Source organism: Halomonas sp. Mc5H-6, from assembly GCF_024124705.1.
In the GTDB taxonomy this organism is placed as follows: Bacteria; Pseudomonadota; Gammaproteobacteria; order Pseudomonadales; family Halomonadaceae; genus Vreelandella; species Vreelandella subterranea.
Window position 1 is genome coordinate 27,414 of record NZ_JAMXSI010000005.1, and the last position, 14,897, is coordinate 42,310.

A 14,897-nucleotide genomic window follows, 5' to 3' on the forward strand; every position below is an offset into this window, starting at 1 on the left:
TTAGAGATCCTTGTATTTTTCGAGCGCCGCTTTGCGCTTCTCGGTTTCGGCCTTCGTCTGGCTGAACCCCATGTATTTCCCCACATGGTCATTTTTTAGAATCGTCACACAGAGGCGCTTCCAGGTAGGGATCAGCTTGAAGTCTTTGCTATCGACCTCGTCGGCGTACTCCATACGCACCGGCAGCTTATCGGTTTTGTAGTTGGTGCCCGACCCTACCTCGAATGACACACCCGAGTCTTTCAGGTCAGCGATGGCCGCCTCTCCCAGCACGCCGCCCCGCTCCCGCCAGAACTTGATACTGGTGGCCAGTTTCTGCCGGAACGTCTCGGCGGTTTCGGGTGGCAGCGTATCGAGCAGGAACAGTGCGTATTGTTTCCATGTGAAGTGCGACGGCTTCTGAATATTCTTCCACCCCATGGCCGTGGTGCTGCCGTATATGGCCGTGAAATTGACGCCATTCACCCGTGAAACCATTTTTCCCCACACATGAGGGTCAATGACGCGGTATAACCGCAGGCTACCTTTTGCCGCACTATGGAACGGTGACGCCACTCGTTGGGCATGCAGCGGCACGCCCGCGTAGTGCATTAGGTCGTACAGCTCATTGTAGTCCCAGCCAAAACGGGCGTTAGCTGTCCAAATATCCTCAACCGACCAATCATAGATGGGGTAGGCGTTATAAACGCCCTCGGCCACTTTGGTTGTCCATACCCGCTTATCGAACTTATTGATGTTCCGATCAGAAACAATCGTGCGCCAGCGGTCCAGGCTCTCATCAGCACGAATGCCCACCAGCACACAGGTGCGCTCTGCCTGATGGCGCTGGTGGTGCCAGGTCGAAAATTCCACCTGAAATTCATAGTCACTCATGCTCGGTGCAACAATGTCGATCTCTTCCGCCGTCAAGCACTCTGGCGGAAGGTCACGCACCCATAGCTCACGCTTGTCTGGATCCCAGGGCCGCCAGTGCGTTTCGTACATGCTCGTGCAGGTCGGGCATTTCAGCGGTGCGCAGCAGCGGAGGTTTTCCACCTCACCGGAAAGGCGCTCATAGGTGCGGTCTACATAGTCGGTAGTGGCCGTGTACTGCGCTTCATAATCGATATGGAACACGCCAATCCGGCGATGCGGGGCATGCTCGCGCACATACGCCAGCGCCAGCTCAAGCAACACGCCAGAGTCTTTACCCCCGCTGAACGAGACATACACGTTATCGAAGTGCTCAAACACATAGGCAAGCCGCTTCATGGCCGCCTGATACACATCAATGCTCAACTCGTGCGCCGCCATCACAGGCCCCTTAGTAGCGTTTCAACGGCACCTTTGCCCTTTTCCCGCGCTGCGTCCAGCTCTTTTCGGAACGTCTCCAAGGCATCGCCTTTGCGGTTTATCGCTTTCTCGATACGTTCCTCAATGCCACACTTGGCCCATATATCCACATAGCTCACGTTACGCACCTGCCCAGGGCGATGCAGCCGATCCTCCGCCTGCAAGCGTTCGCTGTACTTGAATGAATTGCTGAAGAACGTCGCGTAATCAGCTTCTACCAGCTCATTAAGCCCGTACCCGCCACAACTAGCCGTACCCAGGAATACACCGCCCTCTTTAACCCAGGCTTGCAAGCTGTTATCCCGCTGACGCTCATTCATTACGCCGTAGTAGGTGAATACCGGCACCTCGGGCATTTCTTCTGCTATCGCCGCCGCCAGCTGCTTAACGTTGCCTTGGTAGCGGCACCACACCACGGTGTGCTTACGGTCTAACTGACGCAAAACGCGCAGCTGCTCATCCACCTTGTTGTTTTTGATCGGCTGGCCATGCCCCTCAAATCCTGCAGGCACTACCCCGCTAGCAATGGCCTGAAGCGCACCAAACAAGCGGTAAACAATGATCCCCATGCCGTCCTCTTCTTCGAGGCTCATCGCCTCGTTTTCAAAGCGCTCCTTGGCCTGGTCGTAAAGGTGCTGCTGCTCGCTGGTCAGGCTCACGTAGCGCGAGGTAGCGGGCAGCTTCTCAGGCAGGTCTAAGCACTCTTCCTTGGTGATCTGATACACATAGGGCGCCATGCGAGCGGTTAGATAGTCTTCACCGCGGCGCTTATCGATCTTGCCCTTAAACTTCTCGCTCCACTCCAGGTGTGCCCGCTGGAACGAATACCAAGAGCGATAGCCCAAAATCTTGTCGCTCAAGAACTGCATTTGGGAATACAGATCCTCAATGCCCTGGCTGATCGGCGTACCGTTAAGCACCAACCGGTACCGCGCACGCTTACCCATCAACACAAGGCGGCGGGTACGCTTAGCGCGATGCCCCTTGATATAGCTGGATTCATCCACCACCAGCATCGTCCGCTCATCAATCAGCTTGTTAAGCGCCATGACAACGCGGTCGCTGCTACCCAGGCTCTCAAGCCCCACGATGCACCACCCCGCTTCTGGCAGGCTGGCATCAGTCACCTTGTCGTCAAACAAGAACACGCTGTCGTCTGTCGCGTTGGTGTGCGTGAATATTTGGCGGGCTGTGTTGCGCTTGAGCGACACCGGGCAGCACCAGATCACCCGGCTGATCTTTTCGCGGCGCGCCAGTGCCAGCATGATCACTACCAGGCTCTTGCCGGTGCCCATATCCATAAACAGCGCACCTACCTTGCTGGGGCGCATATTTTCAAACGCCGCCACCTGGTGTGTCATAGGCGTAGATCGAAGCGCCAGCGTGGGCAATTGCTGTAACGATGCCGCCTCAGTCATCTCTTAGCTCCGGATCAATACCAGCAGGCGCCACCTGATCAGGCTCGCGGGTGTTGGCGGTGGCGCTAGGCGCATCGGGCAATGATTGCGCCAGCAGTGCGGCTTCATCAGCTACCTGGGCTTTTTTGAGGGCTTGCCAAGCGCCATCCGTCAGGCGGAAATCATGCACCTCGGCCATATCGAGCAGCGTGGCGTAGTGCTGAGGGCGTACAAACCAGCTGTTATCGCAGTAATAGTCACTACGCGCCTTTAGTGGGCGCAGGTCATCGGAGAGGTCTAAACCGTCGCGTGTTAGCACATGCAACCACCCCGCCATGCGACCACGCACCTTCATGCACATCCAGCGCGGGTAAATCGGCTCATAGCTGGCGGCCAGCGCCTTCTCCCGCACCTCGGTGCGCTGGCAGCTAACGATAAACCCCCCACCTAGCAGCTTATGCATGAGCTCCGCTGCACGATCTTCAATGCTGCCCATGGTGGGGTGGACGCGCATACGGTGGGCGCGCACCTCCCACTCAAAGCGATAACCCAGGGGCTTCACCACCTCCAGGAACGCGGCGCTCTTTTCTGGATAGGCAACGGTGATAACTTCCTTGCCCAGTGAAATCTCAGCCGTGAGTGCCGAAATGGGACGCTCAGGCTTGACCGCCACTTCCTCCGCGATCTCCCGGGCACTGGGCGCGCCCTTTAATACGTCCAGCACCTGGGTATGGAAGTGCTTTACCAGCGCTTCAAACGAAGCGCCGCGAAAATCAATCCACCAGCCTGCGTCTTGCTGCTCAGCGAGAAAACGGCACACCGCCAGCGCAGCCTCAGGCACCTGGTCTTCGCTTACATTGAGGTTTCTGAAGTAAAAGTCGCTAGGCTGCCAAGTAACCGGCACATCACGGTAGGCAGCGCGGGCAGCGTCTACGTTACCGGCCTGCACCAGGGTAATGGCCGTGGTCAGCTTTTCAGCAATGGCCAGCAGTTCAGCGCGAATGGTTTCCGCCCAAGCCACCTGCTTTTCAGTGCCGCGCAGAGTAGGCAACCCCTTATCAGCGGCTTCCTCAGCCGCGTTCAAACTGTCTTGCTCGCGTTTTTTGGCCGTGCAGGTATCGCACAGAGCGCCATGGTCGATTTTCCAATCAGCGTAACGCTCGACTTCTTTTCGGCTACCGGCAACAAACGTCAGCGTTTCAGTGCTGCAGCAGGGGCAGGGGCGGGTTGCTTTTGCCATGGTGGGTATCTCCTGGTGAGATGTGCCGGGTTTCGCCGGTGCGAAGGCACGACTGAGCGGGCAACAGGGTTCAAGTAAGACGCTCAAGCAGCCTCATTAGCGGGATATTCAATGGGCGCTGGCGCATATGGTGCTGGTATAAAGCTAAAAACAGCAAGTGAGCAGATGAATCCTGAGCACTATCCCACTCCATGGTCATGGTATCTTTAAGATGGTCATCGGTTGACAGGGATACGTTAGAAAATGAGACCAAAGAACGCGGTGCTGTTTCCCGTACGCAATCGAACCAGGACAAGCCTTCAAAGTCTTTATTGAGCCTATCGAACATCGTTACCATTTGCATGGCAGCAACCATCGATAATAACGATTCGGTAGAAGGCTTTTCTTCATCACCCGGGCTGTCATCCACCCCAGCGGCTAAACCGGGCTTAGGCAGAAGGGCTTTGTAAGCCCTCTTGGTTTCACTGATTGCGTTGTTTAATAAGTCCAGTTCTTTACCGGTCATGTTGATGCTTTTCATGATGCCATCCCCTTTCGAGATTTACCGGGTTCCGCCGGCGCGGAGGGCATATCGCCCTAACGTTTATTTATCCTATGACAGTTATACGTATAACGCAAGCGTATTTAAAGCCGCGCCAGCAACAACAGCTGCACCCTCGCCTGTTTAGCCGCGTCCTTCAGCGCCTGAGCGTTCTTAAACAGCGGCACCACATGCTTGGTCTCCACCTTCTCAAACCACACACGGCTATCCTTTTCATGCTTGATAGTGTCGTAGCACACCAGCGTTTTGCCGTGCATCACGCCGGGCGAGAAACCCAGGCTTTGCGCGTAAGGCCCTACGTTCGCCGCAATCTGGTCGTAGCTTTTCCCCCAGGGGCCGGTCACGCGTCGGTCTGTCTTCGCCGCTTGGATCAGCGCCGCCAGCAGGCTGCGAGGCGTCAGGCGTGCATGCTCGAGGAACTGGCGGGCTTCCTCATGCGCGGCGTGCAAGCGAATGCCTCGATCGTAAGCCAGCACCAGCGGATCAGCTGCCGCAGTACCGCCGCCAGGGTGCTCGCCAAGCTTGGCGGCCGAGCTGAATGGCTGATAGCCCGGGTTCTCATGCGCGTACCAGGTGCGCCGCTCCACCTCCATATCAAGTATACGATTGACGAACACCCGTGCTGCCTCCGGGTCATGGTCTTCATGAGTCTCCCGCACGATCTCACGCAACCGGCGCATTGGCATCCCCTCTAACTCTTCCCGCATCGTCATCCCCTCTTTCATCAATGCCATGCCCATTAGCCCATTCTCCCGTTAGTCATTGCTAGAAAGTGCCGGCTTCTATGATTGGCCCATCGAGCACAGCTGTAGCTTTAAGCTCTTCAAGCATGTAGCTGGCATGCTCCGATGAAGTGGCGTGTAGGTACCCGCTAAATTTGCCGTCGGGTGTTTCGTAGCTAAACCCGTAGAGCTGCCATTGAAGGCCATTCACTTCACAAGTCAGCTCAAGTTCCACTTTTCCCTCATACATTTAACAGGCCTCCATTTGAGGTGCTGACGGGCGCTTGAGGCCCGTGGGCATCCAGTGAGTTAGGTGGTCAATCCTATTTACAACCGTATCCCAGGGAATACGAAAGACTGAGTTGCTTGGCTCCCCCATAAATCCAATTGGCATAAAAACCCAAATATCACCCTCACAGTCTGATTCCGCTAAAGTTGGTAGGCGATTCACGCAACTGATCCATTCATAATCCTGCAGCCTGCCCATTAGCCCTTTCTCCACTCGGTACCGCGAACGTTAGCTTTTGTGTACTGGCTGTAAGACGGCCCTAAGCACGCATACTCATCAAGCACGCGCTTAGCCTCTTCCAGCCCTACCGCCAACACAGCGCAATAACCGCGCGCCTCAGCCAGCGCCAGCCAATCATGCTGACTCTGCGCCAGCGCGGCGGTATGCGGCGGTGATGCTTTGAACTCCATGTAAAGACCGTGCCAGCCCCCGCGGGCCTCCATCACTACCAGGTCGCTTACACCCGACTTAACGCCCTGTCGCTTCAAGGCCGCGCCAGTGCTCTTGCTTCGCTGCCCTCCATTCGGTACGTGATAAATCGCGTCGTACAGTCGCCCCACCGGCTCACCGCGCTTCTTCTCGCCCAGCAGCCAGCGGATGAGCACGGCCTGCTCCTGCCCTTCCCAATCCACCGGGCGGGCCCGGGACGTGCCGTCATTCCTCAAGGCGCGAGGGCGGCGCTTTAATCCAGATAAGCTTCTGGTGGTCATTCGGCTTTCTCCCAATGGCCACTTAGCCATGTCCAAGGCTTCAATAGCTCAGCCTCATTCACATAACGCTCAACGGAATCATGAAACCCGTGATGACCACAGCTGGCGCAAACATTGCTCTCAAAGGCGTTATAAAAATTCGCATCATGAGCATCAGTGCGGAAAATGGCTCTGCACTTATCGCAGCGGACGTTAAGAACAAATTCGCTCATGCCTTCACCTTGCGCGCATCGCTGAACCACAACAGCACCCCGCTCAGCGTATGTAGCGCCGCTAGCCAATGCATGCCGTGGTAAGCGGCCCAGGCGACAGCGCTCCACCAGCCCAGGGAGAATGCCCACCGCAACACCGGGTGAATGTGAACGGGCTCTTCGTGCACCGATCCCAGCCAGATGCCGAGGACTGCCATCACAAGCGCCAGCAGCCCAAGTGCCCACGCTGCGAAACCGGCCAGGTTGGCCAGCCCGCCGTCTAACACTGGGGCCAGCCATGTCGACGCGATCAACGCGTGCACAATGAACATCGCTGCCACGCGTTCCGATTGATCGTCACCTGCTTTAGGTTTATGTATCACTCGCACACCACACCCCCTGCTATCCGGTCGTTTAGACGCTCCTGGCGCTCCCATTTGCTGTAGTCGGCAACGATCTTGTCCAGCATCGATCGAGCCTCATCGTTGTGGTCGATCTCTGCGCGGCTTTTGACGCCGCACGCCTCGCGCAGCCATTCCACGCAATCGCTAGGGCTGTGAGTGCCATCAGGCAGCTGTGCGTAATACAGTGCGTTGGCTTGCCGGCGGCGCTGGTCGAGATATAGGCCGAACCGTGCGTTCTGGCACAAGAGCGCTGCGCGCCGGGCATGCTGTCCGCCCTTCATAACATCAGTCATTGCGAGGCTCTCCCTGGTCGTCCAGCCCTTCAGCGCCCCAGCAAAAAGCGCCAGCAGCGCATGCGATTACCAGGAACACCCCAAACAACACGCCAAACAAAAACGCGGTGACGCTATCCATGGGCGGCACCTCCCCGCTGCTTTGTCCGGAGACATTGCTTACACGCGGGAAGCGGCTCACCGGTCCCAGGGTCGCGAAACTCGGCAGCCGCCTTTCGGTATTGGCATGAAGGGCACTTGGGCTGTACATACGCCTGATGCTTCATTTGGCTGCCTCCCGCTCTTCCTTCTTCGCTCTCTTATCGTGAGGGCAATAGGCGCAGTAGCCGTACTTACCGCATGGGTTGCTGCCATCCGGGCACAGGAACGGTGGCTCCTTGAATCTAGGCATGGCGGGCCTCCTGCTTTTTCTCGACCGCTGGAATGCCATCAATGCGCATCAGGTCTCGCTCGGCATGTATCGCGGTTACGCTGTCTGGGTGCTGAACAATCCAGCCCGGCTCCTGGGTTTCGATAACACCGCTACCGTTAAGCGGGCTGTACTTGAACCCTGGCGCGGCATACTGAAGGCAGGTAACCGTGATGCCGGCGTCAGGCCCGCCGGTAACATAGGCAAGGCAGTTGGGTTCCAGAGGCTTCATGCAGCACCCCCGGCACCAGCGCCAGCCGTGTAATAGCTCTCCAGCAACGGCACGGCGGGCAATTCAACCTCACCGGCGGCGGTCAGGCGGTACGCGTGACCAGGTGCACGCTCGACAAACTCCTGCTCGACCAGGGCGTCACAGGCGACGCGGATCTCATGCAGCGATACCGGCAGCTTGTGAGCATGCGCCAGCGTCGTGAGGTGGGCCGCGTTGCAGGTCGTCATGCCGAGCAGGCGAATGACGATGTTCTGGTGGTCGATCGGGTTAAGCGTGTTCACGACGCCACCCCCTTGGCCGCCTCGGCAACCATCGCCTTTCCGCTTTCAGTCAGCCCCAACACCTGGCGCGCTGGTGAATCGGCACTCATGCCCGCCACTTCGATGTAACGCATATCGAGTAGCTCACGGCAGCGACCGCAAATGCTGGCCAACGGCAGTCCGGTGGCTTCGGCCAGCTGGTTACGCGTCAGCGGGCCCTTGCTGACCAGCGAGGCAGTCACCAACCCCCGCGAGGCGCTCAATTTGCCTGAGCGACGATGGTCACGAAACGCGGCATGCTTCACTTCGTTACCGCTTGGTTGAAATCCGGTTGTCATGATTAACGTCCTCCCAGGGCGGCGCGAAGACTGCGCATCCCTTGCTCTGAATTCATGCGGTGAGGCATACCCGCTGCCTCTGCCTGCTGCTGTGCGGCTTCACGGCTGGCGCGCTCTGCTTGTTCGGCTCGGTTCAACTGGCTGTCGTGGCCGATCAGGTGGCGCGGCTGCAGCTGCTCGCCTGCCATCACCCGGTTGACCAGGGCGGCGTATTCCCGACGAAAGCGGCGCTCCATCCGTTCTGCGCGGTTCTCGCCACCACCGTGGGTCAGTTCCCACCAGCCAACGGCTTGGCCTGCCAAACGCACGGCCTCATGGCTCCAGCGGTGCTTGGTTGGCTGGTGGGCGTTGCCGCTGGCTTCGCGCCAAGCCGCCGCTTCGTCGGGCAGTCCCATATCTTCGGGCTTGGGCTGGCATAGCGCGGCGAAGGCGATCGGCGTCGGTGGCCACGCTTCATCGTTCTGGCGAGCCGCGTCTTGGATCTGCTGGCGCAAACGGCGCAGGCCCAGCGCCAGCTGTGCGGGCTGGATGTGCTGCAGCTCGGCCCACCAGGCACCGGTTTCATCGAACGCGCCCCACTGGCTGGCAAACTTGCTGCCGTACATTTCGCCCATGGCGTTGAACAGGTTGTCCACGTCAGCCGCCGTGATGGACGTCGAGCCATTCGGCGTCGAACGTGTCGCCGCTTCCTGCTGGCGCTCGGCCCTCGGCGGCGGCTCGTGCCTCTTGAGCGGTTTGACGGCGTTTTGGAGTGCTGCTGCGGCGGTTTGCATGGGCGTTACCTCCGGTGGTGGCGGGTGCAGTGCGCTGGCGCTGTTGGTTTTCGGATACCCAGCGCACAAAGCGGCGGGTCCAGTCGGCCTGGGTGTTGGTGCGGCTGGGCTGGGCAGCGAAGTACTCGCGAAAGTCGATCAGGGCAGCGTGCACGTTGGCATCCGGCGCCAGCCCACGGCTCCAGCAGGCGGTGGCGTAGGTTTCCGGCTCCGGTTCCCAGTCGAGGGTCATGGCGGTTTTTCGGGGTTGGCTCTGGTCGTCGGCGGCGGGCTCGCCGTCGTCGGCTTGCTGGGCGGCCTGCTCGAACACGTTGGGCGTCGGCGGTGGCGAATCGTGTTCGTCGCCCGCGCTAGTGTGTGAGGGGGTTATGATCTTGGTATCTTGATTCGTCGGAGATTTTTCCGACCCTTCACGGATATTTTTCCGACCCTGATCGGATTTTTCTACGTGGGTCGGATATTTTTCCGACCCTGCCTCTTTGCCCTTAGAGGTCGGATTTTTTTCCGACCCTTGGGCACGATTCCAGCCCTTCGCTTTTTCGGTCAGGTGGATGTACGTCTTGTTGTCGCAGCTGGTCATGCAGATCAGCCCAAAGCCGCGCAACTGCTTCATCAGGCGGTAAACCGTATCCGGCTTGTCGGTCAGCAGCGGCAGCTCTTCAATCACCTTGCCCTTGCCGATGTTGAACCACACAACGCCGTCTATCTCGCGGGAGTCCGCCCACGTAGGCACTTGGTGCAGGAACGCAAACAGCATGGCCTGCTGTGCATTCAAGCCCCATTCGAGCGCCTTGGTCTGGTTGATAGAGACGAGGTACTGCATGGGTCATCGCCTCCCCAAATAGAAAGCCACGCCGAGTGCCTTTACAGTGGAAGCTGCGACACTACCCACCCATAGAAGGAAAACGACGTGGCTGAAAACGAAACAGACAACCTGCTGAGAGCTATGCTGGTGATGCAGGCCGATATAATTGCGCGCATCAAGCGTCTCGAAGGCGCTAGCGGTGCTGGCCTGCCTTTCGACGCGGGGCACATAGATAGAATGGAAGCTCTCGACAGCGTCAGCGAATTGCTTAAAGACACCCAAGGGGACGAGCTGAAAGAAATGATTCGCCGGATTTCGGCTGGCGAGGAATAACATTACTTACCGTCCTCGATCCTGAACGGATCAGTGCCTTTGGTGCGGCGGATATATGCCTTCACTTTGCGGGCATACGCCGCACCTAATAGCTCGTCAGTGATCATGTAGCGAGAACCGGCGCCACGCATAGCGTGCTCGCAGCGCCCACCGTCTTTCGCTAGCGCCAGCAACATAACGCCAGCGGCACCCTCAAAGCGCGCGCCCTCTTCAATCGCGCTGATGACTCGATCCAACTCATCACCACGGCCAGCGCGGCTAGCCCGGATAACAAGCGAAAGTCGACGTAGCAGCTTGCTCATACAGCACCCCCGTAAAACACTGTACGCATGCCCAGACACACCGCAGGCGATGTGCAAATGAGCATCGTCAGATAAACTGGAATCATTGGGACGCCACCTCATCAACCGGTGGCTGACTAAAAACAGACGGACACAGCTGAGCCGCCGTAAACGCACCACCGGTCAGCTTTTGAGCTCGCAGCGCGACAGCAGGAGACATGCCGTGTTTGCCACGGACCCAGCCTGATACGGTTGCTTGATCAACCTTCAGCAGCTCAGCTGTTTTTATCTGCGTACCGAAGTAACCCACCAAGCTTTGGAAGGTAGAGGTTTGGCTCATCTTTGGGCGCTCCATAATAGGAATACCTATATATTAGGTATAGGTAAACCCGTTTGCAAGTATATGGGCGCACCTATATAAAAATGCTTATGGAATTCAAAGACCGCCTCAAAACAGCCAGGAAGCACGCTGGCCTTAACCAAGCAGAACTCGCCACTCGAATTGGCGTGCAGCAGACCAGCATTTCTGATCTGGAGCGCGGCAAATCAAAGTCGACATCCTTCTCGACTCAGATAGCGCACGAGTTAGGCGTCAGCGCCTTGTGGTTAGCTACAGGGAAGGGTGAAATGGTGACTGGTGTTGGCGACGCCCGCGCCAGCTACGACGCCAATACAGCGCCAACGGCGCAGCCATTGCGCTATCACCGCTATCCTGTGGTGTCAGAAGTGCAGGCGGGCTGGTTTGCGGAATGCGTAGTGCCGTACCCTGAGGGCATGGAAGAGCGCCACGAAACCACCGACTATGAGGCAAAGGGTCCCGCCTTCTGGCTAGAAGTGACCGGTGACTCGATGACGGCGCCCGCGGGAGTAAAGCCAAGCGTGCCGGAAGGCACCCTGGTGCTGGTGGATACCGGCATTGAGCCTTCTCCAGGCAAGTTAGTGGTCGCACAGCTGGACGAAAGCAACGAAGCGACGTTCAAGAAGTTGATCGTTGACGGTGGGCAACGCTACCTAAAACCCCTAAACCCCTCCTATCCGCTGATTCCCATCAACGGCAACTGCCGAATCCTCGGGGTAGCAGTAGAGGCCAAGACCAAGCTTTAGCAAGAATGTGTTTCATCGCGGAAAAATTCATTAATTTCACATCAGAATTTCAATTACATAGCTATTAACTCTGGTTATCACAAATGCAACAGGGGATGATCAATGGATTCAAGCTTGAACAGCAGTATGTCCTTTTTCAGTATGAACGATCACCAGCATGATGAAAGTACTGAATCAGAAGACTCGAGCACCTCACATAACTCCAAATTCTCGGCGTCAAGAAACTTCCTTATATCCAATCCTGCTGATTTCTATATTTTTTCAGGAGAAATCAAGACTGGTCAGGAAAGGGAATTTGCAAGAATAATTAAAAAAGGTCAGGCCTCTGATAAGGCTATTCTATGGCTGACAACGCCTGGCGGCAGTCCAGACGGCGCCTATATGATCGCTCGAACATTCCAGCGCCATTACAAGCATTTTTCAATTTTTATCAATAGCTTCTGCAAAAGCTCCGGAACACTTATCTGCTTGGGAGCCGATGAGTTACTAATGGACCAAAATGGCCACCTAGGTCCATTGGATATTCAAATTTTGAATCGAGAAGAGTTTGGCGAAAGACATTCAGGCCTCAATCCCATGGAGGCATTGAACTCGATAGGCACCCAAGCAACTGATTTCCTCAAAGAACAGTTTCTTAATGTCAGGTTTGGTGGTGGCTTAAGCACAAGACAAGCACTTGAAGTTTCCACAAACCTGGCGGGCCACCTTTTTAGTCCTATCACAGCCCAGCTGGATTTCATGAAATACGGTGAATTTACTCGATCAATGAGGATCGGTATCGAGTATGGGTTGAGACTTGCTAACCACAGGGACCAGCAAAACCTACATCCTCAGGCGGTGCAGCGCCTAGCCATGCACTACCCTTCGCATGGATTCGTAATTGATCGCGAAGAAGCCGCTAATGAGCTATTCTCAGGAGTGGTGAATGCCCCTGACCTGCTTTTAGGGCTGGCAGATGAGCTTCAAGCTGCGATAGACAAAGCGTTATATAACCCAGAAAATGCAGCGCTTATCTTGGATTTGAGAGATGCGCTAGGGGTTAGACTCCCACTGGAACCTGATGAACCATCGGGCAGTCAGCCAGTCGAAGCTGTACCTGAAAGCGAATCAGATAGCAATATTCCAGAAGAGCCAATGGAGAATCATGGAGACGATCATGCACCTCAGGACACCGATGATGAACAAACAAAATGATAAAAACCATTCGCCATCAGACGTTTATGATGAGGTCATGCGGAAAAATAGTGAAATGATTCGAAATGCATCCAAGGCTTCACGCATTCCGCATACAGTCTACCCAAGCAAACCTCACTACATTGGTGTGGAAGCTTTGCAAGAACACTAAAAAGCTTTTCTTACCGCTACTAACTCAAAAAACCCGCTGTTAGCGGGTTTTTTGTGCTTGCCAAATAAATAATCACCGCCCTCCGAGGCGGTTTTTTTGTGCCCAAACAACAAATATGGGAATACCTATTGACCTTTAATATGTGTTTGCCTATATTTTAGATCATCACATACAGGCAAAGGGATACACCCATGCAAATCACACAAGGCAACTGGAAAGCCAATATCAACCCAGAGCGCGGCAGCCTCGGGTTTACCCGCACCGAAGCCGTCGACCTGATGCTGCTGGCCGGTGGCAACACCTACAAAGAGATCGCCCGGGCCACCGGTCGCTCGCCGGAAACCGTCCGCGCCAGCCTCAAGAAGGGCTACCACAAGCTGGGCGTTTACAAAGCCGCTGGCGCTGTCGCCGAAGCCATGAAGCGCGGCTGGATCGCTCCGCTACTCGTGGCCCTGCTTGTCAGTGGCATCAATCCCGACGTCGAGGCCATGCGCCATCGCCCGCCGGTGCGCACCCGCCACCAGGTAAGCGCCAGCCGCACCCTCGCCCGCCGCGACAACGGGAGTCTTTACGCATGAAGCCACGCATTCTCAAAAAACTCAGCAAGAAGACGCTGGCCATATACGCAGCCAGCCCACGCCGCGACATGCAGAGTGATGTAAAGCGCGCATGGATCGATGACGAGTTTGAGCACGATTACAGATTCCGCCAGAACCCGAGCCCGAAAGAAGAGCGTCAACACCGTGAAGGGCGCGTGAGCGTTAACCATGTCCACAGCATTGGCGGCGAATGGGACTCCTGGGCTGGTGAAGGAACCGATGTTTGGCCCTTCTATGAATACGCCACAGATCACGTATTTCTGGCCTCAATGGATTGGGAAGGTTTCAGCATTGAGTCAGACGGACGCGGCTGGCCGGAAAGCAATATCAAAGGCCGACTAACCGGCAAGAAAGTAATTGAGCGTCTGCACAGGATGGCATGTGAGGTGCCGGAATGAGCGCCCATGACCAAACCATCAAGCAGCTGGTGCGGAATCGCATTCACGAGCTATCCGACCGTGTGATGGATATGCACATCAAGCAAGGGCGCGAAGTGTCATTGAGCATCACGCCTGGTCGAGTTGCTGTGACAGAAGAAAAAGCCAATCAATTGATCGGCTCCTTCTCCGTCACGCTGCCACCGCTTACGACGCCAGTGAGGGCGCTGGATAACCTTGAAGACATGCTTTCCAGCGTTCGCGCACACCAGAGCCAGGGAGCGAATCAATGAACCACACCACAAGCATTCTCTTCCTGATCCAACACTGGCGCCTGTTCGCGATGGCCGACGGCTATACGCTGCACAACACAGTGATAGATGCCGAGCCGGTCGAGGGCGGCTACCTACCAGCGTTCACTGGCGCTTACGGCACCCGCGTGGTTGTGGATATGGCACAGCCCATGCCCACCGAAGAAGCTGCCCGCAACTGCCTGCGTGATGTGCTGTGGGGTGCTCACATCGAAGGCCGCATTTGCCTACTGCGCCACCCGCTCGAAGCCAACGCCACACAGGAGCGCGCCGCATGAAACAGCAAACGAAAAACGGCCTGTGGGCGGCTGCCCTGGTCGCGATCATCGGCACCATGGTCGCCCTCGCTGGCAACGATACCCACGCCGAGCAAGAGCAGACCGTTATGCAGTACTGCGAAGGCGTGGCGGTGTTCGCGGCTGAGGAAGCCCGCGGCGTGCCGCTCAAAAACCGCACCGGCCACCGAGACTGGGACGACGACATCAACGTCGAGGAACAGTGCCCGGGCATGAAGCCAGCAGCGCCAGCGCTCGACGAGTACGCGCCAGCACAGTACGCGATGCCCGAGGGCTCAACCGATAACCAGCTTGTTCAGTTCTGAGGTGATGACG

The 14,897-nt window shown here is 56.7% G+C and carries 25 protein-coding genes and 1 pseudogene; 9 read left to right on the forward strand and 17 right to left on the reverse strand.

The window, feature by feature from the left end; translation table 11 throughout:
* From NH395_RS08840 to NH395_RS08910, 15 genes are all read right to left on the reverse strand, one after another.
* Entirely contained in the window at positions 1–1,293 is a 1,293-nt protein-coding gene (locus NH395_RS08840; RefSeq protein WP_253024096.1) for a DUF3440 domain-containing protein, read from the reverse strand.
* A complete protein-coding gene (locus NH395_RS08845) occupies positions 1,293–2,750 on the reverse strand; it encodes a DEAD/DEAH box helicase (protein WP_253024098.1) in 1,458 nt (485 codons plus the stop codon). The genes NH395_RS08840 and NH395_RS08845 overlap by 1 nt, the downstream gene beginning before the upstream one ends.
* Positions 2,743–3,969: a hypothetical protein gene (locus tag NH395_RS08850; RefSeq protein ID WP_253024100.1), complete on the reverse strand. Its 1,227-nt coding sequence runs from the start codon at positions 3,967–3,969 to the stop codon at positions 2,743–2,745. Before NH395_RS08850 ends, NH395_RS08845 begins: the two co-directional genes overlap by 8 nt.
* Positions 3,970–4,039: 70 nt before the next feature.
* Positions 4,040–4,489 (reverse strand): hypothetical protein, encoded by a 450-nt coding sequence (locus NH395_RS08855; RefSeq protein WP_253024102.1) that lies wholly within the window; start codon positions 4,487–4,489, stop codon positions 4,040–4,042.
* A 104-nt stretch (positions 4,490–4,593) separates the two neighbouring features.
* Positions 4,594–5,250 carry a hypothetical protein gene (locus tag NH395_RS08860; protein ID WP_253024104.1) on the reverse strand — a complete coding sequence of 219 codons (657 nt, stop codon included), beginning with the start codon at positions 5,248–5,250 and terminating at the stop codon, positions 4,594–4,596.
* 468 nt (positions 5,251–5,718) lie between these two features.
* Complete coding sequence (locus tag NH395_RS08865) at positions 5,719–6,231, reverse strand: VRR-NUC domain-containing protein (RefSeq protein WP_253024106.1); 513 nt, start codon at positions 6,229–6,231, stop codon at positions 5,719–5,721.
* Positions 6,228–6,443 (reverse strand): hypothetical protein, encoded by a 216-nt coding sequence (locus NH395_RS08870; RefSeq protein ID WP_253024107.1) that lies wholly within the window; start codon positions 6,441–6,443, stop codon positions 6,228–6,230. The genes NH395_RS08865 and NH395_RS08870 overlap by 4 nt, the downstream gene beginning before the upstream one ends.
* Positions 6,440–6,805: a hypothetical protein gene (locus NH395_RS08875; RefSeq protein ID WP_253024109.1), complete on the reverse strand. Its 366-nt coding sequence runs from the start codon at positions 6,803–6,805 to the stop codon at positions 6,440–6,442. Before NH395_RS08875 ends, NH395_RS08870 begins: the two co-directional genes overlap by 4 nt.
* Positions 6,802–7,119, reverse strand: a complete 318-nt coding sequence (locus NH395_RS08880; protein ID WP_253024111.1) for a hypothetical protein — start codon at positions 7,117–7,119, stop codon at positions 6,802–6,804. The genes NH395_RS08875 and NH395_RS08880 overlap by 4 nt, the downstream gene beginning before the upstream one ends.
* Positions 7,112–7,369 (reverse strand): hypothetical protein, encoded by a 258-nt coding sequence (locus NH395_RS08885; protein WP_253024113.1) that lies wholly within the window; start codon positions 7,367–7,369, stop codon positions 7,112–7,114. Before NH395_RS08885 ends, NH395_RS08880 begins: the two co-directional genes overlap by 8 nt.
* 133 nt (positions 7,370–7,502) lie before the next feature.
* Positions 7,503–7,760 carry a hypothetical protein gene (locus tag NH395_RS08890; protein ID WP_253024115.1) on the reverse strand — a complete coding sequence of 86 codons (258 nt, stop codon included), beginning with the start codon at positions 7,758–7,760 and terminating at the stop codon, positions 7,503–7,505.
* Positions 7,757–8,041: a hypothetical protein gene (locus NH395_RS08895; protein WP_253024117.1), complete on the reverse strand. Its 285-nt coding sequence runs from the start codon at positions 8,039–8,041 to the stop codon at positions 7,757–7,759. Before NH395_RS08895 ends, NH395_RS08890 begins: the two co-directional genes overlap by 4 nt.
* Positions 8,038–8,358, reverse strand: a complete 321-nt coding sequence (locus tag NH395_RS08900) for a MarR family winged helix-turn-helix transcriptional regulator (RefSeq protein ID WP_253024118.1) — start codon at positions 8,356–8,358, stop codon at positions 8,038–8,040. The genes NH395_RS08895 and NH395_RS08900 overlap by 4 nt, the downstream gene beginning before the upstream one ends.
* A gap of 2 nt (positions 8,359–8,360) precedes the next feature.
* Positions 8,361–8,972 (reverse strand): replication protein P, encoded by a 612-nt coding sequence (locus NH395_RS08905; protein ID WP_366065605.1) that lies wholly within the window; start codon positions 8,970–8,972, stop codon positions 8,361–8,363.
* 22 nt (positions 8,973–8,994) lie between these two features.
* Complete coding sequence (locus NH395_RS08910) at positions 8,995–9,954, reverse strand: DnaT-like ssDNA-binding domain-containing protein (protein WP_253024120.1); 960 nt, start codon at positions 9,952–9,954, stop codon at positions 8,995–8,997.
* A gap of 87 nt (positions 9,955–10,041) precedes the next feature.
* Here NH395_RS08910 and NH395_RS08915 point away from each other — a divergent pair, with 87 nt between their 5' ends.
* Complete coding sequence (locus NH395_RS08915; protein ID WP_253024122.1) at positions 10,042–10,269, forward strand: hypothetical protein; 228 nt, start codon at positions 10,042–10,044, stop codon at positions 10,267–10,269.
* A gap of 2 nt (positions 10,270–10,271) precedes the next feature.
* Here the strand turns inward: NH395_RS08915 and NH395_RS08920 are convergent, their stop codons facing one another.
* Both NH395_RS08920 and NH395_RS08925 read right to left on the reverse strand, forming a co-directional pair.
* Positions 10,272–10,571 (reverse strand): hypothetical protein, encoded by a 300-nt coding sequence (locus NH395_RS08920; protein WP_253024124.1) that lies wholly within the window; start codon positions 10,569–10,571, stop codon positions 10,272–10,274.
* Between the two features lie 82 nt (positions 10,572–10,653).
* Positions 10,654–10,890, reverse strand: a complete 237-nt coding sequence (locus NH395_RS08925; RefSeq protein ID WP_253024126.1) for a YdaS family helix-turn-helix protein — start codon at positions 10,888–10,890, stop codon at positions 10,654–10,656.
* Positions 10,891–10,979: 89 nt separating this feature from the next.
* On the opposite strand from NH395_RS08925, the pseudogene NH395_RS18365 reads away from it, so the two are divergent.
* The 8 genes and pseudogenes from NH395_RS18365 to NH395_RS08960 all read left to right on the forward strand — a co-directional run.
* Positions 10,980–11,168: pseudogene (locus NH395_RS18365) on the forward strand (helix-turn-helix transcriptional regulator); the annotation flags it as partial.
* Between the two features lie 9 nt (positions 11,169–11,177).
* Entirely contained in the window at positions 11,178–11,654 is a 477-nt protein-coding gene (locus NH395_RS08930; protein ID WP_290443769.1) for a S24 family peptidase, read from the forward strand.
* A gap of 102 nt (positions 11,655–11,756) precedes the next feature.
* Positions 11,757–12,848 carry a hypothetical protein gene (locus NH395_RS08935; RefSeq protein ID WP_253024129.1) on the forward strand — a complete coding sequence of 364 codons (1,092 nt, stop codon included), beginning with the start codon at positions 11,757–11,759 and terminating at the stop codon, positions 12,846–12,848.
* Between the two features lie 342 nt (positions 12,849–13,190).
* The gene (locus tag NH395_RS08940; RefSeq protein ID WP_253024131.1) at positions 13,191–13,577 is read left to right on the forward strand and encodes a LuxR C-terminal-related transcriptional regulator; all 387 of its coding nucleotides are present in this window, start codon (positions 13,191–13,193) and stop codon (positions 13,575–13,577) included.
* A complete protein-coding gene (locus NH395_RS08945; protein WP_253024133.1) occupies positions 13,574–13,996 on the forward strand; it encodes a hypothetical protein in 423 nt (140 codons plus the stop codon). The genes NH395_RS08940 and NH395_RS08945 overlap by 4 nt, the downstream gene beginning before the upstream one ends.
* Complete coding sequence (locus tag NH395_RS08950) at positions 13,993–14,268, forward strand: hypothetical protein (RefSeq protein ID WP_253024135.1); 276 nt, start codon at positions 13,993–13,995, stop codon at positions 14,266–14,268. The genes NH395_RS08945 and NH395_RS08950 overlap by 4 nt, the downstream gene beginning before the upstream one ends.
* Positions 14,265–14,564, forward strand: a complete 300-nt coding sequence (locus NH395_RS08955; RefSeq protein WP_253024137.1) for a hypothetical protein — start codon at positions 14,265–14,267, stop codon at positions 14,562–14,564. Before NH395_RS08950 ends, NH395_RS08955 begins: the two co-directional genes overlap by 4 nt.
* Positions 14,561–14,887 carry a hypothetical protein gene (locus tag NH395_RS08960; protein WP_253024139.1) on the forward strand — a complete coding sequence of 109 codons (327 nt, stop codon included), beginning with the start codon at positions 14,561–14,563 and terminating at the stop codon, positions 14,885–14,887. The genes NH395_RS08955 and NH395_RS08960 overlap by 4 nt, the downstream gene beginning before the upstream one ends.
* Positions 14,888–14,897 lie beyond the last annotated feature (10 nt).